Source organism: Bradyrhizobium sp. UNPF46, assembly GCF_006658625.1.
GTDB classification, from domain to species: Bacteria; Pseudomonadota; Alphaproteobacteria; order Rhizobiales; family Xanthobacteraceae; genus Bradyrhizobium; species Bradyrhizobium nitroreducens.
Map to the genome: position 1 here is coordinate 1 of NZ_LFJB01000060.1, position 20,686 is coordinate 20,686.

The following is a 20,686-nucleotide window of genomic DNA, read 5'->3' on the forward strand; positions in this document are numbered from 1 at the left end:
CATCTCCATGCGACAGAAGGTCAAACGAGCAGGCTGGGAAGACGAATTCCTTCTCAGCCTTATCGGTCACATGCGATAGCCCTGCCCTGGAGGGGGAGGGTCGATTCATGTCGAGCGAAGCGAGAGGTGAAGCGGGGTGGGATGATCTCTCCGCACAGAGACCGCCTCAATGGAGAGATCACCCCACCCCGCTCGCGCTGCGCGCGATCGACCCTCCCCCTCCAGGGGAGGGTAAGCAGAGGTTAATCCGTCTCGATCGGCAGCGCCGGGTCTCTCGCCCACTCGCCCATGGAGGCGTCATACAGCGTCAGCCTGTCGTAGCCGAGTTGGGCCAGCAGGAACAGGTCGATCGTCGCCGAGATGCCGCCGCCGCAATAGAGAATCACATTCTTGTCGCGCGTGACGCCTGCAGCAGTGAACTTGGCTTCGGCGTCGGCAAGCGTCGTCAGGGTCTTGTCGGCGTTCACGAGCGTTGCGGCTGACACGTTGACGCTGCCGGGAACGCGGCCCGGCCGGCCGTAGCGGCTCGGCTCGAGGCCGCGATGAAACTGCGGCCCGAGCGCGTTGACGATGACGGTTGCGGGATCGCCGATACGGGCCGCCACGGCGGTCTTGTCGACGAAGAGGCCGGCGCGCGGCGCGGCCCTGAAGGTCGTCGCCGGATATCCCTTCGGTGCGCCCATCTCGATCGGTCGCCCCTCCTCCTTCCACTTGTCGAGACCGCCATCGAGCACACGGGCATCGACGCCGAGCGCGCGCAGCATCCACCAGAACCGCGTCGACCACATCATGGTGCCGATGCTGTAGAGCACGATGGTCTTGCTCGCATCGAGGCCGTGGCGGCCGAAGGCGGCTTCGAGCTGGGCAACGTCGGGCATCATGAAGAACTGCGGCGACGAGACGTCGGAGAACTCGCCCTGCAGATCGAGGAAATCGGCACCCGGAATGTGGCCGGCCACGAAGGTCTTGTCGCCCGGCACGGCGCGGTACGGCACGTCGCTGCCGGGTGGGACCGGCTCGTTGTACGTGGTGCAGTCATAGAGGCGGAGATTGGGATCGCCGAGCATGGCGGCAAGCTGCCCGGTGGTGATGAGGGGTGACGGTTGGGACATAATCGCCTCGCGTTGCGGAGCCGTAGCCCGGGTGAGCGTAGCGAAACCCGGGAATCGCTCAAGCGAACCCCCGCATATTGCTACGCTCATGCGGGCTAAGGTCTACGCTTGCAAGCGAGCACTCAGAACTCAATCCGTCACCCTGAGGTGGCCGCTCCTTCAGCGGCCCTCGAAGGGCGACAGCCCGGCCCTCTCCGCGTGGTTACAGCGCGGCCGTGCATCCTTCGAGGCTCTCCACGGGACGCGTTGCGTCCCGTGCCTCGCACCTCAGGATGACGGATCGAGCGAACCACTGCCCCTATTGCTTCAGCGTCTCCAAAAACCGCACCGCCTCGCCCTGCGCCGGCGTGACCAGCTCGCCCTGCCACATCACGCGGCGGCCGCGGATGAAGGTGCCGACGGGCCAGCCGGTGACGCGGACGCCGTCGTAAGGAGTCCAGCCGGCCTTCGACGCCACCCAATCGTTGGTGATGGTCTCGCTGCGCTTGAGATCGACGATGGTGAAATCGGCGTCATAGCCCGCAGCAATGCGGCCCTTGCAGGCCATGTTGTAGAGGCGCGCGGGGCCGGCGCTGGTGAGGTCGACGAACCTTGCCAGCGACAGCCGGCCGGCATTGACGTGATCGAGCATCAGGGGCACCAGCGTCTGCACGCCGGTCATGCCGGAGGGCGAGGCCGGATAGGTCTTCTGCTTTTCTTCCAGCGTATGCGGGGCGTGGTCGGAGCCGAGCACGTCGATGATGCCCTGCTCGATGCCGCGCCAGATGCCGGCACGGTGATCGGCGCCGCGCACCGGCGGGTTCATCTGCGCCAGCGTGCCGAGCTGCTCGTAGCATTCGGGCGCGACCAGCGTCAGATGATGCGGCGTCGCCTCGCAGGAGGCGACGTCCTTGTGGTCGCGCAGGAACTCGATCTCTTCCTTGGTCGAGATGTGCAGCACGTGGATGCGCTTGCCGGTCTCGTGCGCGAGCTTGACCAGGCGCTGCGTCGCCATCAGCGCCGCCGTCTCGTCGCGCCAGACCGGATGCGAGCGGGCATCGCCCTCGATGCGCAGCGGCTTGCGGTCGTTGAGGCGGTATTCGTCCTCGGCGTGGAATGCGGCGCGGCGGTTGATGACCTGGAAGATGCGGCGCAGGCTGTCGTCGTCCTCCACCAGCAGCGCGCCGGTCGAGGAGCCGATGAACACCTTGACGCCCGCGCAGCCCGGCGCGCGCTCCAGCACCGGCAGATCCTGCACGTTCTCACGGGTGCCGCCGATGAAGAAGGCGAAATCGCAATGCATGCGGTGATGGGCGCGCTTCACCTTGTCGGTGAATTCGGTCTCGGTCACCGTCAGCGGCGCGGTGTTCGGCATCTCGAACACGGCGGTGACGCCACCCATCACGGCGCTGCGCGAGCCGGTCTCGAGGTCTTCCTTGTGCTCCAGCCCGGGCTCGCGGAAATGCACCTGCGTGTCCATCACGCCGGGCAGGATGTGCAGGCCCTTGCAGTCGATCACCTCGGCCGCGCTGCCTTGCGAGAGCGGGCCCAGCTCGGCGATGCGGCCATTGGTGATGCCGATATCGCGAACATTCTCGCCGTCCTGGTTGACGACGGTGCCGTTCTTGAGGATCACATCGAAGCGCTGGGTCATGGCTGAAGGCCCTTCTCATCCCCAAGCGCAGGGCTCGAGGTCTTGTCGTTTATGCCTCGCGGGCTTACGTTCCAGAGCACCATGTCGCAAGAGATTTTCGCATGAAATCAGCGTTTCTTCCCGACCGGGGCGTCGTCAAGGTCGCGGGCGAGGATGCGCGCAACTTCCTCAACGGCCTCGTCACGACCGACATCGACAGGCTGAAGCCGGGCCTGGGGCGATTCGGCGCGCTGCTGACGCCGCAGGGCAAGATCATCGTGGATTTCCTGATCACCGAGGTGCCGGCCGGCCATGGCGGCGGGTTCCTGATCGACTGCCCGAAAGCGCTGGCAGAGGGCCTCGCCACCAAGCTGAAATTCTACAAGCTGCGTGCCAAGGTCACCGTGGAAAACCTCGATCTCGGCGTGCTCGCGGCCTGGGACGGCCAGCCTGCGGCGCAGACCGACCTTGCCTTCGCCGACCCGCGCAACGAAGCGCTCGGCATCCGCATCCTGATCCCGGAGGACCTCAAGCAGAAGCTGTCCGATCTCATCGGCGCCGACCTGGTCGATGCAGCGGACTACGAGGCGCACCGGATCGCGCTCGGCGTGCCGCGCGGCGGGCTCGATTTCATGTACAACGATGCGTTCCCGCACGAGACCAACATGGACCGCCTCGCCGGCGTCGATTTCGACAAGGGCTGCTATGTCGGCCAGGAGGTCGTCTCGCGCATGCAACATCGCGGCACCGCGCGCACGCGCAGCGTCAAGGTGCTGCTCGACGACTTCTCGCCGGAGGCCGGTGTCAGTGTCATGGCCGGCGACAAATCCGTCGGGACCATGGGCTCGTCGGCGCAGGGCAAGGGCATTGCCCTGGTGCGCATCGACCGTGTCGCAGAGGCGCTCGATGCCGGCCAGCCTCTCACCGCCGGCGGCCTCGCGTTGCGCCTGGCAGATCCTGACGTTGTCCGTATCCCTGCGAAACAGCCCACCGCATGAGCCGAGCTCCCCGCCTGCATCCCGACGGAAAGACCCGCTGCCCCTGGCCGGGCGATGACCCCCTCTATGTCGCCTATCACGACACCGAATGGGGCGTGCCGGAATATGACGACCGCGCGCTGTACGAGAAGCTGATCCTCGACGGTTTCCAGGCCGGCCTGTCCTGGATCACCATCCTGCGCAAGCGCGACAATTTCCGCAAAGCCTTTGACGATTTCCGGCCGGAGAAGATCGCGCGCTACACCGACAAGAAGGTGCACGCGCTGATGAACGACGCCGGGATCGTGCGCAACCGCGCCAAGATCGACGGCACGATCCTCAGCGCCAGATCCTATCTCGACATCATGGAGAAAGGTCCGGGCTTCTCGAAGCTGCTGTGGGACTTCATGGGCGGCAAGCCCAAGGTCAACCATTTCAAGACCAGCGCGAGCGTACCGGCCTCGACGCCGCTGTCGGTGCAGATCTCCAAGGAGCTGTCCTCGCGCGGCTTCAAGTTCGTCGGCCCGACCATCGTCTACGCCTTCATGCAGGCGACCGGCATGGTCAACGACCATCTGGTCGACTGCCACTGCCACGCAAGCTGCAGCAAGCTGCAGCGCAAGCCGCGCCTCAAGGCCAAATGAGCGCGAAGAAAACGGCACGCGGCGCGGAATCCCGCGCCTGGCAGCGCATGCTGTCGGGCCGTCGGCTCGATCTGCTCGACCCCTCCCCGCTCGATGTCGAGATCGCCGACATCGCGCATGGGCTGGCGCGCGTGGCGCGCTGGAACGGCCAGACCGTCGGCGCGCATATCTTCTCGGTCGCGCAGCACACCCTGCTGGTGGAGACCGTGCTGCGGCACGAAATGCCGCGCGTGGACCAGCGCATGCGGCTCGCAGCCCTGCTGCACGATGCACCGGAATATGTGATCGGCGACATGATCTCGCCGTTCAAGGCCGTGCTCGACGGCCATTACAAGGCGGTCGAAAAGCGCCTGCTCGGCGCCATCCATATCCGTTTCGGGCTGCCGCCGGTCTTGCCGGAGGAGATCACGCAGGCCATCAAGGCCGCCGACCGCGGTGCGGCCTACCTCGAGGCGACCGAGCTTGCCGGCTTCAGCGCGGCCGAAGCCAAGCGCCTGTTCGGCAAGGATCCCGGCCTCTCCGACAGCGTCCGGCGCGACTATCTCACGCCCTGGACCGCGGCGCGGGCGGAGAAGCAGTTTCTGGAGCGGTTTGGCGCGGTGTTCGCGTGAGCCTGGTCGTGAGACGGTGAGGCCTCGCACTCCGCTGTCGTCCCTGCGAAAGCAGGGATCCATACCCACAGGGAGCGATTGCGACCCGAGCTTGTAACTCCGAGTTTTCGTCAAATCCCTTCCTGTGGATATGGGTCCCGGATCGGCGCGCGCTTGTGGCGCGCTTGTCCGGGACGACGAAGTGGTAGCTTTGCCCACCCGACGGGCCGCGGCTATAATCAAGAAAAAGGTTCGCCATGATCCACGTCTGTTCCCTCGCCGCGCTCCCCGAAACCGTCCGCCTCACCAGGGCCAGCCATGTGCTGACCGTGATGGCCAATGTCGAGCAGGTGGCGCGGCCGGTCTCGGTGCTCCCCGCCAATCATCTCAAGGTCTCGATGGACGACATCACCGAGGAGATGGATGGTTTCACCGCACCGTCCGAGACTCATATCGATCAGGTGCTGAATTTCGTGCGCGGCTGGGACCGCAGCGCACCGCTGGTGGTGCATTGCTATGCCGGCATCAGCCGCTCCACCGCGAGCGCGTTCGCGGCGGTCTGCGCGCTCAATCCCAACCGCGACGAGCTCGAGATCGCCAGAAAGATCCGCGCAGCCTCGCCGATAGCCTCGCCGAACCGGCGCATCGTCGGCCTCGCCGACCGTGCGCTGGGGCGCAACGGCCGCATGCTGCGCGCGCTCGACGAGATCGGTCCGGGCGCGATGATGGTCGAGGGGCGCCCCTTCGTGATCGAGCTCGAATGAAGAGGGAGTCGAATGGCAGCCGCGACGAGACCGTGCCCCCCTCTCCCGCTTGCGGGAGAGGGTTGGGGAGAGGGTGTCTCCGCATTGGGACGCCCCCCTAGAGGAGAAAGCCCTCACCCGGCGCTGCGCGCCGAACTCTCCCGCGAGCGGGAGAGGTTACAGCGAGCCCGCGGAGAGACCGCCGCAATCAGTCGGCATATTTCTCCCATGACAGTTTCGATCATTATCGCATGAGCGAGACGCTGCTGACCCCGATCGAGATCGGCCTCACCGCGGCGATCGTTGCGATCGAGGGCCACGAGCCGCTGATCCTGACCGCGCGCGGCAGCGACGGGCTGGCCGGCCTGCCGTTCGGCCCGTTCGACGCGCTGGCGCACCGCACCTTCGAGATCGGCCTGCGCGCCTGGGTCGAGGAGCAGGCCGGCTTGCGGCTCGGCTATGTCGAGCAGCTCTACACCTTCGGCGATCGCGGCCGTCATGCCGAGGCCGGCGACACCGGGGCGCATATGGTGTCGATCGGCTATCTCGCACTGACGCGCGCGGTGGACGGCGAGCTTGCGGCCAACGCGGCGAGCTTCGCGCCATGGTATCGCTTCTTCCCCTGGGAAGACTGGCGCGAGGAACCGCCGGCGATCATCGCCCGCGACATCATTCCCGCGCTGACCGAATGGGCCGCGGAGGAGACGCCGGAGACGAGCCGCGCGCTGCCGCGCAAGGATCGTGTGCGGTTCTATTTCGGCCTCGAGGGGGCGGCCTGGGACGAGGAGCGCGTGCTCGACCGCTACGAGCTGCTGTACGAGGCCGGCCTGGTCGAGGAAGCGCGGCGCGACGGCCGCCCTGCGGCATTAGCGCGCAAGATGCTGCCCCCGCTCGGGACCTCGATGCGGTTCGATCATCGCCGGATTCTCGCCACGGCGATCGCCCGGCTCCGCGCCAAACTGAAGTATCGTCCTGTGGTGTTTGAACTTTTGCCGCCCGAATTCACACTCACAGAACTGCAGCATACGGTGGAGGCGATCTCCGGCCGGCACCTGCACAAGCAGAATTTCCGCCGCCTGGTCGAAATGGAAGCCCTGGTCGAACCGACCGGGGTGATGTCGACACAGACGGGCGGACGGCCGGCGGCGCTCTACCGCTTCCGCCGCGACGTGCTTCAGGAGCGGCCCGCACCGGGCTTGCGCGTACGCTCCCGGCGCTAACTCAAGATTTGCGTGATCGGCCCCTGCCTGTCGATCGCCTGGAGGCTTCATGTTCGACGGCCCGTTTGACGTCTTCGCGCTGATCATCGCGATCATCGCCATCCTGATCGCCATCAAGGCCTCCAGCCAGGCAGCCGAGCTGCGGCGGCGCTTCAACACGCTCGAGGAGATGTTTTACGCGCAACGGCGGCAGGTGCAACCGCCGCCGCCGCTGCCCGTACAGGCGCAGGTCGAGACGCCCACAACGGCGGCCACCGAGCCGCCGCCGCTTGCACCCGAGGCGGAAGCTGCGCCGCCTCCGCTCGTCACCGAAGAGCTTTCGCCGCTCCCGCTCGCAGCGGGCCCGCAGGCCGATGCCCCGCCACCGCTGCCCGCGCCCGCACCCGATATTCGCGAACCCGGTTTCGAGGAGCGGCTCGGCACGCGCTGGGTGGTGTGGATCGGCGGCCTTGCGCTCGCGCTCGGCGGCTTCTTCATGGTGCGCTATTCGATCGAGGCCGGCCTGCTCGGCCCCGGCGTGCGCGTCTTCCTGGGCGGCCTGTTCGCAGCCGCGCTGCTGGCGGCCGGCGAATGGACGCGGCGCAAGGAGAGCATCTCCAACATCGCCGCGCTGCCGATCGCCAACATCCCGGCGATCCTCACCGCGGCCGGAACGGCGGTGGCCTTCGCGACCATCTATGCCGCCTATGCGCTCTACGGCTTCCTCGTGCCCGCAACGGCCTTCGTGCTGCTCGGCATCGTGGCCATGTGCACGCTCGCAGCCGCGCTGCTGCACGGACCCGCGCTCGCCGGCCTCGGCGTGGTCGGCGCCTTCGTGACGCCGGTTCTCGTCTCCAGCGGCAAGCCGGACTATTGGGCGCTCTACATCTATCTGGCCGTCGTCACCGCCGCGAGCTTCGGCCTTGCCCGCATCCGGCTGTGGCGCTGGCTTGCGGTGACGACCATCGCCTTCGCCGTGCTCTGGCTGTTCCCGGGTCTCGACACCGAGCAGGTCCAGGTCGCGCCGCACGCCTTCCATGTCATCGCCGGCTTCGTGCTGGCCGCGCTCCTCGTCGTCTGCGGCTTCATGTTCGGCCCTGAAATCCAGGACGGCGAGATCGAGCCGATCTCCTCGGGCGCGCTCGGTGCCTATCTGTTCGGCGCGATGCTGATCGTGCTGTCGAGCGCGCATGCCGATCTGGCACTGATCGCGTTCGCGCTTCTCGTCGGCGCAACCCTCCTCGTCGCCTGGCGTGCATCTGCCGCCACCGGCGCCATCGGTGCGGCCGCAGCGACCGTCTTCGTCGTGTTCGCCGAATGGGCGGTGCGCGCCAACCCTGACATGCTGGTGCTGCCGGGCGGCCCCATAGCGGGAATCGGACCTGCCGCGACCGACAGCTCCGTCACGCTGCATCTGGTGACTGCGGCGATCTTCGCCGCGGGCTTCGGCATCGCCGGCTTCCTCGCGCAAGGCCGATCGAATTCGGCGATCATTCCGGTGGTGTGGTCGGTGGCAGGCGTCGCGACGCCGATCGCGATCCTGGTCGCGCTCTACGCGCGCATCGCCCATCTCGACCGCTCGATCCCGTTTGCGATCCTCGCTGTGCTGCTCGCCGCCGCCTTTGGCGCTGCGACCGAGGCGCTGACGCGCCGCGAGACCCGGCCGGGCATCATGATCTCCGCCGCTTTGTTCGCCACCGGCACGCTCGGCGCGCTGGCGCTGGCGCTGACCTTCGCGCTGGAGAAGGGCTGGCTGACGATCGCGCTGGCACTGATGTCGCTCGGCACCGCCTGGATCTCGCTGCAGCGGCCGATCCCGTTCCTGCGCTGGCTCGCCGCGATCTTCGCCGGCCTCGTCACCGCGCGCATCGCCTACGATCCGCGCATCGTCGGCGACGCCGTCGGCACCACGCCGATCTTCAACTGGCTGCTCTGGGGCTACGGCCTGCCGGCGGCATCGTTCTGGGCCGCGAGCCTGTTCCTGCGCCGCCGCGCCGACGATGCGCCGCTGCGCATGGTCGAGACCGCCGCGATCCTGTTCACCGCACTGCTTGCTTTCATGGAGATCCGGCACTTTGCGACCGGCGGCGACATGATCTCACCGCCGTCGCTGCTCGAATTCGCGCTCCAGGTCTGCATCACGCTCGCAATGGCGATCGGGCTGGAGCGCCTGCGGCTGCGCAGCCACAGCATCGTGCACGATGTCGGCGCCATCGTGCTCACGGCGATCGGCGGGCTCATCAGCGTGATTGGCCTGCTGATCCTGGAGAACCCGCTGATCTGGCGCGTCGACGTCGGCGGCGCGGTGTTCAACCTGCTGCTGCTCGGCTACGCGCTGCCGGCGGTGCTGATGCTGCTATTGTCCTATGCGGTGGCCGGACCGCGCGGCAAGGCCTACGCCAACACCATCGCCGGCGGCGCACTCGTGTTCGCGCTCGCCTATGTCACGCTGGAGATCCGCCGCTTCTATCACGGTCCGATCCTCTCGACCGGTCCGACGACGGGCGCCGAGCAGTACACCTATTCGATCGGCTGGCTCGGCTTCGGCGTGGTGCTGCTGGGCGTCGGCATTCTCGTCAACTCGGAGCGCGCGCGGCTGGCCTCGGCCGCCGTCATCGCCCTGACGATCCTCAAGGCCTTCGTCATCGACATGTCGGCGCTGACCGGCGTCTACCGGGCACTGTCGTTCATGGGCCTCGGCATCGTGCTGGTCGCGATCGGCTGGCTCTACCAGCGCATCCTGTTCCGGCGGCAGGTCGCGCCGCCGCCGGCTCCGCAATCGGGAAGTTGAAGATCAGGCCGCGCGGACGGATTCGAGGAACTGCGCGACCTCGACCTTGAGACGCGTGCTGTCGGTCGCCAGCGATTTCGCCGCCGACAGCACCTCGACCGAGGCTTCACCGGTCTCGATCGCACCGCGCTGCACGTCGGTGATGTTCGCCGAAACTTCCTGCGTGCCGACCGAGGCCTGCTGCACGTTGCGCGAGATTTCCTGCGTGGCGGCGCCCTGCTGCTCGACGGCGGCGGCAATCGCCGCGGACACTTCGGACAGCCGCTCGATGGTGCCGCCGATCTCCTGAATGGCGCTGACGGATTCCTGCGTCGCGGCCTGGATGCCCGACACCTGCGCCCCGATCTCGCCGGTCGCCTTGGCGGTCTGCTCGGCCAGCGCCTTGACCTCGGAGGCGACGACCGCGAAGCCGCGGCCGGCTTCGCCCGCACGCGCCGCCTCGATGGTGGCGTTGAGCGCCAGCAGGTTGGTCTGGCCTGCAATGGTGTTGATGAGCTCGACCACGTCGCCGATGCGGGATGCGGCCTGCGACAGCGCGTTGACGCGCTCGTTGGTGCGCGCAGCCTGCTCGACGGCTTCCGCCGCCATCCGCGCCGAATCCTGCACGCGGCGGCTGATCTCGGTGATGGAGGACGACAGCTCTTCCGATGCGGAGGCGACCGCCTGGACGTTGGTCGAAGCTTCCTCGGACGCCGCGGCAACCACGGTCGCGAGCTCCTGGCCGCGCTGCGCAGTGCCGGTCAGCGTCGAGGCCGACGCCTCGAGCTCGGTCGAGGCCGAGGACACCGTGCCGACGACTTCGCCGATCATGGCTTCGAACTTGCGGGTGATGGCATCGACGCGGCGGCCGCGTTCGATCTTGGCTTCGGCATCGGCCGCGGCCGCCTCGTCGGCGGCCTTCTTGGCGATCAGCGCCTCCTTGAAGATCTGGAGCGCATCCGCCATTGAGCCGATCTCGGTCTTCTCGCCGCGATGCGGCACCTCGGCGGAGAGGTCGCCTTCGCCGAGCGACTGCATCGGCTTGATGATCGAGGCGATGCCGCGCGAGACGTCGCGCACGAGATAATAGGCGGCGGCGATCGCGATCACGACGGCGGCAACGATGATGCCGACCAGCACGCGGAAGATCAACGCGTAGCTGTCGGCCGCCTGCTTGGTCTCCAGCTCGGCGCCGCTGTTGTTGAGCTCGATGCCCTTCTGAAGCAGCGGATCGGCCGCCTGGGCCATCTTCGCCACCTTGGTCTGCAACAGCTCGTTGGCGTCAACCGGGAATTTGCCGACGCTCTTGCGCGACAGCGCCATCGTCTCCTGCACGCCGTTCAGATATTCGGCCCACGCCTTGCTCCACTGCTCATAGAGAGAGCGCTCTTCGGGTACGGTGATCAGGCGCTCGTAGACCTTGCGGGTTTTCTCGATCCGGTCGCGCAAGCCTGCCAGCCGCTTCTCGGCGGCTTCCTTGCCTTCGGCACTGTCCTGCATCAGGTGCAGGCGAAGCGCGACGCGCAGCTCATTGATGTCGGCGCGCATGGAACCCAGCGCCCGCACGCTCGGCAGCCAGCTCTCGGCGATCTCGACGGTATGGGAGTTGATGTTCTGCATGGTGCCGATCGCCATCACGCCGACACCGGCGAGCGAGAGCACGAGAACCGACAGCACGGTCAGCAGCTTGAAGACGATCGACAGCTTCGACATCACACAAATCCCGGTGAAACCTACAACGCACAAATCACCTGCGCCGCAATCGTCGCGACGGACGGCAGGGCGGAGGTCATTCCAACAATGATGGCTGGTTCTTATCTCGTAAGATTGCGCCCATAATTGCAAACAGGCGTTAACAGGATGCTACGTTGAATTACGGAATTCGGCGCCACTGCCGTTATATGCCTCGCAATCATCTGCCGCGGCACGGCCGGTATCGGGCAACTCCACAACCAGCGCACCGCTCCGAACGGGCGGGCTGCCCGCTCAGGCCGCCCGCACCGTCTCCAGGAACCGCGCGACCTCGCTCTTGAGCCGGTTGCTGTCCTGCGACAACGACTGCGCGGCCGAATGCACCTGCGCCGAGGCGGCGCCGGTCTCGCCCGCGCCACGCTGGACGTCGCCGATATTCGCCGAGACGTCGGAGGTGCCCTGCGCGGCGTGCTGGATGTTGCGGGAAATCTCCTGCGTCGCAGCGCCCTGCTCTTCCACCGCCGCGGCGATGGTCGAGGAGATCTCCGACATCTTCGCGATGGTGTCCCCGATCTCCTTGATCGCGCCGACCGAATCCTCCGTTGCGGCCTGGATCGCGCCGATGTGCTGGCCGATCTCGCCGGTGGCTTTCGCGGTCTGCTCGGCGAGCGCCTTCACTTCGGTCGCGACCACGGCAAAGCCCTTGCCGGCTTCGCCCGCACGCGCGGCCTCGATCGTCGCGTTGAGCGCCAGCAGGTTGGTTTGCGCCGCGATGGTGTTGATCAGCTCGACCACGTCGCCGATGCGGGAGGCGGCCTTCGTCAGTTCGGCGACGCGTGCATTGGTGCGCTCGGCCTGCCCGACCGCGACGTCGGCGACGCGCGCGGATTCCTGCACCTGGCGGCCGATCTCGGAGACCGAGGAGGTCAACTCCTCGCTCGCTGACGACACCGATTGCACGTTGGCGGACGCCTCCTCCGAGGCCGCCGCCACGGCAGTGGCGAGGCTGTTGCCGCGCTCGGCGGCCCGCGTCAGCGTGTTGGAAGACGCCTCGAGCTCGGTCGCCGCCGACGACACGGTCTCGATGATCTCGCCGACCGCGGCTTCGAAACGGTCGGCGAGCCGCTGCATGTCGGCCTTGCGCTGCTGCCGGACGCGCGCGTCCGCTTCGGCCTGCTCGGTGCGCAGCCGATCGGCCTCCGCCATATTGGTCTTGAATACCGCGACCGCGCCGGCCATCTCGCCGATCTCATCCTTGCGGCCGAGGCCGGGGATCACGACGGAGGTATCGCCGTTTGCGAGGCCCGTCATCGACCGCACCATGGCGATCAGCGCGGACGAGATCGAGCGGCCGATGAAGTAGGACACGCTCCCCACCAGCAGGACGGAGCATCCAAGCGCGAACCACATCCACAGCTTGATCGAGGCCCGCGTCGACGCCTCGGAGGCCTGTGCGGCGACATGGCGCTGGGTAACGTTCTTTTCGATGTCCTCGAGGATCGGCTCGATGGTGCGAAATTCCCTGGACATTGCCGAGCCGTGCGCGGCGAGATCCTGCGCGCCGGCTGCCCAGGCCGTGAAGTCAGCCTCGTACTTGGCAAGCTTCTTGCCGATATCGGCCTTGATCGCCGGGAGGATTGTCGATGCTTCGACCTGCTTGGAGAATTCGGCCGCGGTCTTCTTGAGGGCCTCCACATATTTCTGGTCGCGGCGCAGCATGAAATCCTTCTCGTGACGACGCATCGTCAGCATGCCGCTGGTGAGCCGGGGGTCGTCGATCTCCTTGAGCTTGGTCTCGATGTCGTGGACCGCCGTGCGCAGCGAGCCCGATAGCCCCAGTGTTTCGTTCAGTCCAAGCTTGATCTCGGCCTGCTCGACGGCTGTAAACTCCTTCGCGTATCTCTCGAACCCGGCGCGAACCTGCGACACCTTCTCGCCAATTCCCGCGTATGCTGCCGCACGCGTTGCGCTGCCGAGGCCATCGAGATTGCGGACGATGTCGGACGCGAGTTCGGCGTGACGTTTCGTGTAGGCCTGATCGCGGCGGAGCTGGAAATCCTTCTCGGCCCGGCGCGCTTCGAGCATCTGCTGGGAAACCCGTTGGTTCAGGTCGGACATCCTGCGCGCCTCCTCAGCGATATCGCGCGAGGTGTCCTGGGAGAGGCTGCCGATCTGGTAGATCGAGCCGAATGCGACGAGCCCGACGAGGCCAAACAGCCCGATCGCCATGACCTTGTGGGTCAGGCGAATGGAAATGCCACTCATGAAACTGCTCCAACGACTGAAACGCAATACGCGCAGGGCGACTCATTGCCCGGGAAATCACGGTGATCATGACTGCGTCGCTTTTCCGGAAGGTTAACCGTGCGTGCACGGCTTCGCGGCGTCGAAATGCGAACGCGCACAACCGCCGTGCAGTCACGCGCGGCGGTTGCAAGCTCATCTGCCGAGAGATGGCGCCGTCAGGCGGCGCGCACTGTGTCGAGAAACTTGCCGACCTCGAGCTTGAGGCGGTTGCTGTCACCCGACAGCATCTGCGCCGCGGACAGCACCTGCGAGGAAGCCGAACCGGTCTCGCTCGCACCGCGCTGCACGTCGGTGATGTTCGACGACACCTGATGCGTGCCCGCCGCCGCCTGCTGCACGTTGCGGGAAATTTCCTGCGTCGCGGCGCCCTGCTCTTCCACCGCGGCTGCGATGGTTGAGGAAATCTCCGACAGCTTCTCGATGGTGTGACTGATGTCCTTGATGGCGCCAACCGAATGCTCGGTCGCGGCCTGGATGCTGGCGATCTGCTGGCCGATCTCGCCGGTCGCCTTCGCGGTCTGCTCGGCCAGCGCCTTGACTTCGGAAGCGACGACGGCAAATCCGCGGCCCGCCTCGCCGGCGCGCGCAGCTTCGATGGTTGCATTGAGCGCCAGCAGATTGGTCTGGCCGGCGATGGTGTTGATCAGTTCGACGACATCGCCGATCCGCGTCGCTGCGGCGGACAGCTCGCCGACGCGATCGGTTGTGGTGCGGGCCTGGTTCACCGCTTCGCCCGCGACACGGGCGGATTCCTGCACCTGGCGGCTGATCTCGGTGATCGATGACGACAGCTCCTCGGTGGCCGACGCCACCGACTGCACGCTGGTGGACGCCTCCTCGGAGGCGGCGGCAACCACGGTGGTGAGCTCCTGTCCACGCGCCGCAGTCGATGTCAGGGTCGACGCCGAGGCTTCCAGTTCGGTTGCAGCCGAGGACACGGTATCGACGATTTCGCCGATCGCGGCTTCGAAGCCGTCAGCCAGCTTGTGCATCTCGGCCTTGCGCTGCGCGGCCGCAAGCTGATCCTGCCTGGTCTTGGCCTCGGCTTCCTCGCGCGCCTTTTGTTCGGACACGAGCTTGAATTTCTCCACAGCACCCGCGACCTCGCCGACTTCGTCCTTGCGGCCAAGGCCCGGGAGCACGACCGAGAAGTCGCCGCCGGCCAGCTTCTCCATCGCAGAGGTCAGCGCGCGCATGGGCCGCGCGATGCTGAAGACGGAAAAGATGCACGTTCCGATCAGGACGAGCGCGACCAGCGCGCCTGTGATCATCGAGGTCCGGGCAACCGAGGCCGCCTCGGCTTCCGCTTCCGCACGCGTCTCGACGCTCCTTTGCTTGGCGAAATCGGTGATCTGGTTGGCGAGATCGGAGATCTCCGTGTTGATCGGCGCCAGCGTTCCCTTGCGGATGTGATCGATATCACTCGTAAGCTTGGCAAACAGCTCAACCGTTTCGGCGTCCCTCTTTCCTTCCAGCGCCAGCTCCTGCTTGCGGATGGCCTCGATCTGCTGCTGGCCCTTGCCGAACTCGCCGATCAACATGGTCAGGCGATCGATCCGCTTGCGATTTTCCGCCGAGCGCGACAGCTTGGCCATCTCACCGGAGAACTTCAGCGCCGCTGTCTTCCGGTCGTTGAAATAGGTGACCGCCTTCTGCATCTCGACCGGAGAGGATGACGTCAGAATATCTCGAATGCCGATCTGCATGCCGCGGACCGACGCCTTCGCTTCCGCGGCGTTTAGCGCGATCGCCTGCTGTCCCGACGCGGCGTCACCGAGCATCTGGACGGAGGCATCTCCGCGCATTTGCAGGAAGATCATCAGCGCGACGAGCCCGATGGTCAGCACTGAGGTAATGGCGAGCTTGGTGCCAATTCGTAGGTTCTGAATGAACGTCATCGAGAATATCCCCGGGGGTACGCCTTTGCCGCGACGAAGCGTGCACAACCCGGGAAAACTAACAGCGAGCTTCCTCATTAACGTTAAGCAGAACCTCGACGGCCTAGGTAGAAGTACGGGAAAGGCCGTACGATCTGCCGAATTTCCGCAGCTTTTGCGTGCAATGACATCCGTTTCGCGGATTTGCACGCATCCCGCGCCGTCGACGATTGTCAGCGCACGCTCTCGCCGAGGAGGCTGATGCGAAACACCGGCTTCTTGTTCTCGTCGAGCAGCTCCATGCACCACTCGGCGTTCGGCTTCAGGCTGCGCGCGATGCCGCCGAGCAGGTTGGCGCAGACCTCCGTCATCTCGGTCCAGGCGGCAGCGCGATCCTCGAACTCGTAGGGCTGGTCGGCGGCGCCGGAATAGCGACCGGTGCTGATGCGGAAAAAGTACAGCGACATCGTTGAACCCTTTATCGGGCCGCGCCCCCCGGCCGTACGCAAACTGGAGCGCGAACCGCTACCAACGCATGAAAGCCGCCGTCCGTATGACTACGGCGCGGCAGCTTCGTGTTCGATGAGGGTCTTCAACGACAAGGGCGGCGCGGGCTGTCCCGCAGGGCCGTCTCACTGGGTCGAACGGCGCAGCTCCAGCGGAGCCTCGTTCTTGGCCGGCTCGGACCTGGCTTCAGCCCTCACCGGCTCCAGCCGGCTGCTCTCGACACGCGGCGTCTCCACGCGCGCGGCGACTTCGGTGTTGGACGAGCCGACCGAACCGGTGTGCTCCGCCCTGTGCAGCGAGCGCGGCCGCGCCGCAGCGCGCGCCATCAGCATCTGGTTGCCGCCCTGGTGGTGGAAGTCGCAATAGGCGAAGCCCATGCCCGACACCGAGCCGCGGAAGCTGCGATCGTCGGTCTTTTCAAGGTTGAAGCAGGGCTCGAACGGAATGCCCTTGATCGAGGCGCAGACGTTCTGGCCGCGGATCTGAAGCGTGTTGCCGGGGAGCCTGAGATGCTTGACCGGGCCTGCGCCCGAGAACTGCACCGCACCGGCGGCGCCCAGATCGTCGAGGATGCGGCCCGCACCGCGGGTGCCGTCGAAACAGGTGAAGGCAAACACTTTGCCGGCGACGAAGCGACGCGCTTCGTCGGCGTTCATGCTTCCAGCAATGGCCGGCGCAAACGTCGCTGCCGCCGTGACAGCCCCCAACACAATACGCGCAAGCATGCTCTACTCCGAACCAACCCCAGCGCGGGCGATGCCTTATCTCTTTACCCGCTGCTTACCATACTAACCAAGGCAACATTGAAGCAGCTTGGTTGGTAAAGTCTGAACGCCGTTAGACAATTTTTACCACGATGCGACCGCGGACCTGGCCGGCCAGGATTTTCGCGCCCCATTCAGGAACTTCGTCGAGCGGAATTTCATGAGTGATTTCAGATAGTTTCGTCCGATCGAGATCGGAGGCCAGACGCTGCCAGGCAGCTTTCCGCGGCTCGATCGGACACATCACGGAGTCGATGCCGAGAAGGCACACTCCGCGCAAAATGAAGGGGGCGACAGAAGACGGCAGGTCCATGCCGGCCGCCAGGCCGCAGGCCGCGATCGCCCCGCCGTACTTCGTCATCGACAGCAGATTCGCCAGCGTCGTGGAGCCGACGCTGTCCACGCCGCCCGCCCAGCGCTCCTTGGCCAGCGGCTTGGCCGCGCCCGACAATTCGTTGCGGTCGATGACCTCGGCAGCACCGATGTGTTTGAGATAGTCGGCCTCCGAGGCGCGGCCGGTCGAAGCGATGACGTGGTAGCCGAGCTTTGAGAGGACGGCGGTCGCGACCGAGCCGACGCCGCCGGCGGCGCCCGTCACCACCACCGGACCGCTCTTCGGCGACAGGCCGTGCTTCTCCAGCGCCAGCACCGAGAGCATGGCAGTGAAGCCGGCGGTGCCGATCGCCATGGCATCGCGCGCCGACAGGCCCTGCGGCAGGGCGACCAACCAGTCGCCCTTCACCCGCGCCTTCTCGGCATAGGCGCCGAGATGGGTCTCGCCCATGCCCCAGCCGGTGCAGACGACCTGGTCGCCGGCCTTCCACTGCGGATGGGAGGACGCCTCGACCGTGCCGGCGAAATCGATGCCTGCAATCATCGGGAAGCGGCGCACCACCGGAGCCTTGCCGGTGAGCGCAAGGCCGTCCTTGTAGTTCAGCGTCGACCATTCCACGCGAACGGTGACGTCGCCATCCATCAGCTCGGCTTCATCGAACTGCGTCAGCGTGGCGGTGGTGCCCTTGTCCGCCTTGTCGATCCTGACAGCCTTGAATGTGGCCACGACTGAACTCCCTGACTTGTTTGTCGGGATTGTTTAGCCGATCAGGCAGGCTGCGCAACCGCCCGCTCGACGGGTTTCTCCACGATTGGGAGATTGATCAGCGCCGAGAGCACGCCGAACAGGATCGAGAGCCACCAGATCGGCGTGTAGGAACCGAATTTTTCGAACACGATGCCGCCGAGCCAGACGCCGAGGAAGCCGCCGACCTGATGGCTGACGAAGGCGAAGCCGTAGAGCGTCGCAAGCCAGCGCGTGCCGAACATCAGCGCCACCAGCGCCGAGGTCGGCGGCACCGTGGACAGCCAGGTCAGGCCGGAGACCGCGCCGAACGCGATCGCCGAGAACGGCGTGATCGGGAACGAGATGAAGGCGAGCGTCGCAAGCGCGCGCGTGAAGTAGATGGTCGAGAGGATATAGCGCTTCGGCAAGCTGTTCTGGAGATAGCCGACGCTGAGCGACCCGATGATGTTGAACAGGCCGATCGCCGCGATCACCCAGCCGCCGGTTTGCGCGGTGATGCCGCGATCGACCAGGAAGGCCGGCAGATGCACGGTGATGAAGGCGAGCTGGAAGCCGCAGGTGAAGAAGCCGAGCACCAGCAGCACGTAGGAGCGGTGGCCGAAGGCTTCGGCCAGCGCCCTGGTGAAGGTCTGCTCGTCCGCCGGCGCAGCGCTTGCCGCGTGTGCGACCGGCGGCGTCGAGAGCGCCAGCGACAGCGGGATGATCAGCAGCATCAGGAATCCGAACACGGAGAGCGCCTGCTGCCAGCCGAAATTGTCGATCAGCGCGACGCCGATCGGCGCGAACAGGAACTGACCGAACGAGCCCGCCGCGGTGCCGGCACCGAGCGCGAGGCCGCGCTTCTCCGCCGGCAGGAGCTTGGTGAACGCCGACAGCACCAGATTGAAGGAGCAGCCGGCAAGACCGAAGCCGACCATGACGCCCGCACCGATGTCGAGCGACAGCGGCGTCGTGGAGTAGCGCATCAGCAGCAGGCCGCCGGCATAGAGCAGCGCACCGACGCACATCACCCGAAACAGGCCGAAGCGATCGGCGACTGCGCCGGCGAACGGCTGGCCCAGGCCCCACAACAGATTCTGCACGGCAATCGCGAGGCCAAACACGTCGCGGCCCCAGGAGAATTCGTGGCTCATCGGCTGGACGAAGAAGCCGAGCGCCGAACGCGGACCGAAACCCAGCATGCCGATCGCGCAACCGCAGAGGATGATGACGGCCGGCGTGCGCCAGTTCGAGGAACGCGAGGCCGGAGCAAGTTCGCCCACTGATGTCGACATGGTGTTCCTCGTCTGTCATTGGCGGATTCGCCAAGCGGCGGCACGAAGGTCCCATTTAATGCACTTGCATGAAAACCCCAAGCCAAAAGCGATTGCATTCCACGGGGAGCTTTCGCGGGAGCATTGCATTCCGGTCTGGCCTCGCCCGGCACGCCAAATCGGAGTTGACGGAAAAGTGTGCGGCCGGATCTGGCGGTCCCAAGCCGAGCGTGCTATGTTTGATTTGCTCAATTTGAGTATATTAGGACATCAATGAAATCCGCGCCGGCCATCTTGGCCGGACGATTCAGGTCCTTGATATACTCAAAATGAGCACAATTATCGAAAGGGAGGCTTCAATGCCGATTGCTGGAATTTACGGCCCCGACGATCTCGCCAACCGGCCGCAGGGCCACGCCACCGCCTCCCCCCGAGCTGCGCCGGCGCGCACCGAGCCGGCGCTGCCGATGCCCTCGCTGGCGTGGACGCCGGAGGTCGAACAGGCCACCGCACCGCTCTATGAGCGCGTGAAGCATGTGATCCCGCCGATCGAGTGGCCGCTGATGGCACCGACGATCCAGGCGATCAACGAGCTGAAGCGCACGCGCGGCGCGGTGATCCTCGCGCACAACTATCAGGCGCCGGAGATCTTCCACTGCGTCGCCGATATCGGCGGCGATTCGCTTCAGCTCGCCGTCGAAGCCACCAAGGTGAAATCAGGCATCATCGTGCAATGCGGCGTGCACTTCATGGCCGAGACCTCGAAGCTGCTCAATCCGGACAAGACGGTGCTGATCCCGGATTCGCGCGCGGGCTGTTCGCTCGCCGCCAGCATCACCGGCGCCGACGTCCGCCTGCTGCGCGAAAAGTTTCCGGGCGTGCCCGTGGTCGCCTACGTCAACACCTCCGCGGAGGTGAAGGCCGAGGTCGACATCTGCTGCACCTCCTCGAACGCGGTGCAGGTGGTCGAGAGCCTGGGCGCTCCAAGCGTGATCTTCCTGCCGGATCGCTATCTCGCCACTTACGTCGCTTCGAAGACCGACGTGAAGATCATCGCCTGGAAGGGCGCCTGCGAGGTGCACGAGCGTTTCACCGGCGCGGAGCTGCGCGAATTTCGCGAGGCCGATCCCTCCGTGCAGATCATCGCGCATCCCGAATGTCCGCCGGACGTGCTGGCAGAAGCCGACTTCACCGGCTCGACCGCGCACATGATCAACTGGGTGCGCGACAAGCGGCCGCGGCGGCTGGTGATGATCACGGAGTGCTCGATGGCCGACAATGTCCGCGCCGAGCTGCCTGACGTCGAGATGCTGCGCCCCTGCAATCTCTGCCCGCACATGAAGCGCATCACGCTCGCAAACATTTTGGAGAGCCTGCTGACGCTGCGCGAGGAGGTCACGATCGATCCCGCGCTGGCGGATCGCGCAAGGCGCTCGGTCGAGCGGATGATCAATCTGAAGAACTGAAATCAAAGCAGCCGTACACACAGCTGTCGTCCCGGACAAGCGCAGCGAAGCGGAGCGCAGATCCGGGACCCATAACCACAGGGAGATGTGGT

Annotated in this window: 16 protein-coding genes; 7 read left to right on the plus strand and 9 right to left on the minus strand. The window is 66.0% G+C overall.

The window, feature by feature from the left end; genetic code table 11:
* Positions 1 to 242: 242 nt before the first annotated feature.
* Together UNPF46_RS23165 and UNPF46_RS23170 are read right to left on the minus strand one after the other, a co-directional pair.
* On the minus strand, positions 243 to 1,112 hold the full coding sequence (locus UNPF46_RS23165) for a sulfurtransferase (RefSeq protein WP_142251554.1): 870 nt from the start codon (positions 1,110 to 1,112) through the stop codon (positions 243 to 245).
* Positions 1,113 to 1,410: 298 nt separating this feature from the next.
* On the minus strand, positions 1,411 to 2,745 hold the full coding sequence (locus tag UNPF46_RS23170) for a dihydroorotase (RefSeq protein ID WP_142251555.1): 1,335 nt from the start codon (positions 2,743 to 2,745) through the stop codon (positions 1,411 to 1,413).
* A gap of 101 nt (positions 2,746 to 2,846) precedes the next feature.
* Between UNPF46_RS23170 and ygfZ the strand changes: the two genes are divergently transcribed.
* The 6 genes from ygfZ (at position 2,847) to UNPF46_RS23200 (ending at position 9,668) form a co-directional block, all read left to right on the plus strand.
* Entirely contained in the window at positions 2,847 to 3,722 is an 876-nt protein-coding gene (ygfZ, locus tag UNPF46_RS23175; protein WP_142251556.1) for a CAF17-like 4Fe-4S cluster assembly/insertion protein YgfZ, read from the plus strand.
* Positions 3,719 to 4,345 (plus strand): DNA-3-methyladenine glycosylase I, encoded by a 627-nt coding sequence (locus tag UNPF46_RS23180; RefSeq protein WP_100176245.1) that lies wholly within the window; start codon positions 3,719 to 3,721, stop codon positions 4,343 to 4,345. The genes ygfZ and UNPF46_RS23180 overlap by 4 nt, the downstream gene beginning before the upstream one ends.
* The gene (locus UNPF46_RS23185; protein WP_142251557.1) at positions 4,342 to 4,956 is read left to right on the plus strand and encodes a YfbR-like 5'-deoxynucleotidase; all 615 of its coding nucleotides are present in this window, start codon (positions 4,342 to 4,344) and stop codon (positions 4,954 to 4,956) included. The genes UNPF46_RS23180 and UNPF46_RS23185 overlap by 4 nt, the downstream gene beginning before the upstream one ends.
* A gap of 236 nt (positions 4,957 to 5,192) precedes the next feature.
* The gene (locus UNPF46_RS23190) at positions 5,193 to 5,699 is read left to right on the plus strand and encodes a tyrosine phosphatase family protein (RefSeq protein WP_028141638.1); all 507 of its coding nucleotides are present in this window, start codon (positions 5,193 to 5,195) and stop codon (positions 5,697 to 5,699) included.
* A gap of 230 nt (positions 5,700 to 5,929) precedes the next feature.
* On the plus strand, positions 5,930 to 6,898 hold the full coding sequence (locus tag UNPF46_RS23195) for an NUDIX hydrolase (RefSeq protein ID WP_142251558.1): 969 nt from the start codon (positions 5,930 to 5,932) through the stop codon (positions 6,896 to 6,898).
* Between the two features lie 49 nt (positions 6,899 to 6,947).
* On the plus strand, positions 6,948 to 9,668 hold the full coding sequence (locus UNPF46_RS23200) for a DUF2339 domain-containing protein (RefSeq protein ID WP_142251559.1): 2,721 nt from the start codon (positions 6,948 to 6,950) through the stop codon (positions 9,666 to 9,668).
* Positions 9,669 to 9,671: 3 nt separating this feature from the next.
* Here the strand turns inward: UNPF46_RS23200 and UNPF46_RS23205 are convergent, their stop codons facing one another.
* The 7 genes from UNPF46_RS23205 to UNPF46_RS23235 all read right to left on the minus strand — a co-directional run bounded on the left by UNPF46_RS23205 (position 9,672) and on the right by UNPF46_RS23235 (position 19,149).
* A complete protein-coding gene (locus UNPF46_RS23205; RefSeq protein WP_174718842.1) occupies positions 9,672 to 11,360 on the minus strand; it encodes a methyl-accepting chemotaxis protein in 1,689 nt (562 codons plus the stop codon).
* A gap of 273 nt (positions 11,361 to 11,633) precedes the next feature.
* Positions 11,634 to 13,604, minus strand: a complete 1,971-nt coding sequence (locus UNPF46_RS23210; RefSeq protein WP_142251560.1) for a methyl-accepting chemotaxis protein — start codon at positions 13,602 to 13,604, stop codon at positions 11,634 to 11,636.
* Between the two features lie 197 nt (positions 13,605 to 13,801).
* Complete coding sequence (locus UNPF46_RS23215) at positions 13,802 to 15,544, minus strand: methyl-accepting chemotaxis protein (protein ID WP_181770072.1); 1,743 nt, start codon at positions 15,542 to 15,544, stop codon at positions 13,802 to 13,804.
* 212 nt (positions 15,545 to 15,756) lie between these two features.
* The gene (locus UNPF46_RS23220; protein ID WP_063196530.1) at positions 15,757 to 15,990 is read right to left on the minus strand and encodes a DUF6894 family protein; all 234 of its coding nucleotides are present in this window, start codon (positions 15,988 to 15,990) and stop codon (positions 15,757 to 15,759) included.
* Positions 15,991 to 16,155: 165 nt separating this feature from the next.
* Positions 16,156 to 16,755: a hypothetical protein gene (locus UNPF46_RS23225; protein ID WP_100176252.1), complete on the minus strand. Its 600-nt coding sequence runs from the start codon at positions 16,753 to 16,755 to the stop codon at positions 16,156 to 16,158.
* Between the two features lie 112 nt (positions 16,756 to 16,867).
* Positions 16,868 to 17,854 (minus strand): acrylyl-CoA reductase (NADPH), encoded by a 987-nt coding sequence (acuI, locus tag UNPF46_RS23230; protein WP_142251562.1) that lies wholly within the window; start codon positions 17,852 to 17,854, stop codon positions 16,868 to 16,870.
* A gap of 41 nt (positions 17,855 to 17,895) precedes the next feature.
* A complete protein-coding gene (locus tag UNPF46_RS23235; protein ID WP_142251563.1) occupies positions 17,896 to 19,149 on the minus strand; it encodes an MFS transporter in 1,254 nt (417 codons plus the stop codon).
* Positions 19,150 to 19,487: 338 nt separating this feature from the next.
* Between UNPF46_RS23235 and nadA the strand changes: the two genes are divergently transcribed.
* Complete coding sequence (nadA, locus tag UNPF46_RS23240; protein WP_100176255.1) at positions 19,488 to 20,594, plus strand: quinolinate synthase NadA; 1,107 nt, start codon at positions 19,488 to 19,490, stop codon at positions 20,592 to 20,594.
* Positions 20,595 to 20,686 lie beyond the last annotated feature (92 nt).

Coding starts and splice junctions, on each gene's coding strand:
- UNPF46_RS23165 (WP_142251554.1), bottom strand. CDS start 1,112: ATGTCCCAACCGTCACCCCTCATCACCACCGGGCAGCTTGCCGCCATG.
- UNPF46_RS23180 (WP_100176245.1), top strand. CDS start 3,719: ATGAGCCGAGCTCCCCGCCTGCATCCCGACGGAAAGACCCGCTGCCCC.
- UNPF46_RS23200 (WP_142251559.1), top strand. CDS start 6,948: ATGTTCGACGGCCCGTTTGACGTCTTCGCGCTGATCATCGCGATCATC.
- UNPF46_RS23170 (WP_142251555.1), bottom strand. CDS start 2,745: ATGACCCAGCGCTTCGATGTGATCCTCAAGAACGGCACCGTCGTCAAC.
- UNPF46_RS23225 (WP_100176252.1), bottom strand. CDS start 16,755: ATGCTTGCGCGTATTGTGTTGGGGGCTGTCACGGCGGCAGCGACGTTT.
- UNPF46_RS23235 (WP_142251563.1), bottom strand. CDS start 19,149: ATGTCGACATCAGTGGGCGAACTTGCTCCGGCCTCGCGTTCCTCGAAC.
- UNPF46_RS23210 (WP_142251560.1), bottom strand. CDS start 13,604: ATGAGTGGCATTTCCATTCGCCTGACCCACAAGGTCATGGCGATCGGG.
- UNPF46_RS23185 (WP_142251557.1), top strand. CDS start 4,342: ATGAGCGCGAAGAAAACGGCACGCGGCGCGGAATCCCGCGCCTGGCAG.
- ygfZ (WP_142251556.1), top strand. CDS start 2,847: ATGAAATCAGCGTTTCTTCCCGACCGGGGCGTCGTCAAGGTCGCGGGC.
- nadA (WP_100176255.1), top strand. CDS start 19,488: ATGCCGATTGCTGGAATTTACGGCCCCGACGATCTCGCCAACCGGCCG.
- UNPF46_RS23195 (WP_142251558.1), top strand. CDS start 5,930: ATGAGCGAGACGCTGCTGACCCCGATCGAGATCGGCCTCACCGCGGCG.
- UNPF46_RS23190 (WP_028141638.1), top strand. CDS start 5,193: ATGATCCACGTCTGTTCCCTCGCCGCGCTCCCCGAAACCGTCCGCCTC.
- UNPF46_RS23215 (WP_181770072.1), bottom strand. CDS start 15,544: ATGACGTTCATTCAGAACCTACGAATTGGCACCAAGCTCGCCATTACC.
- UNPF46_RS23220 (WP_063196530.1), bottom strand. CDS start 15,990: ATGTCGCTGTACTTTTTCCGCATCAGCACCGGTCGCTATTCCGGCGCC.
- UNPF46_RS23205 (WP_174718842.1), bottom strand. CDS start 11,360: ATGTCGAAGCTGTCGATCGTCTTCAAGCTGCTGACCGTGCTGTCGGTT.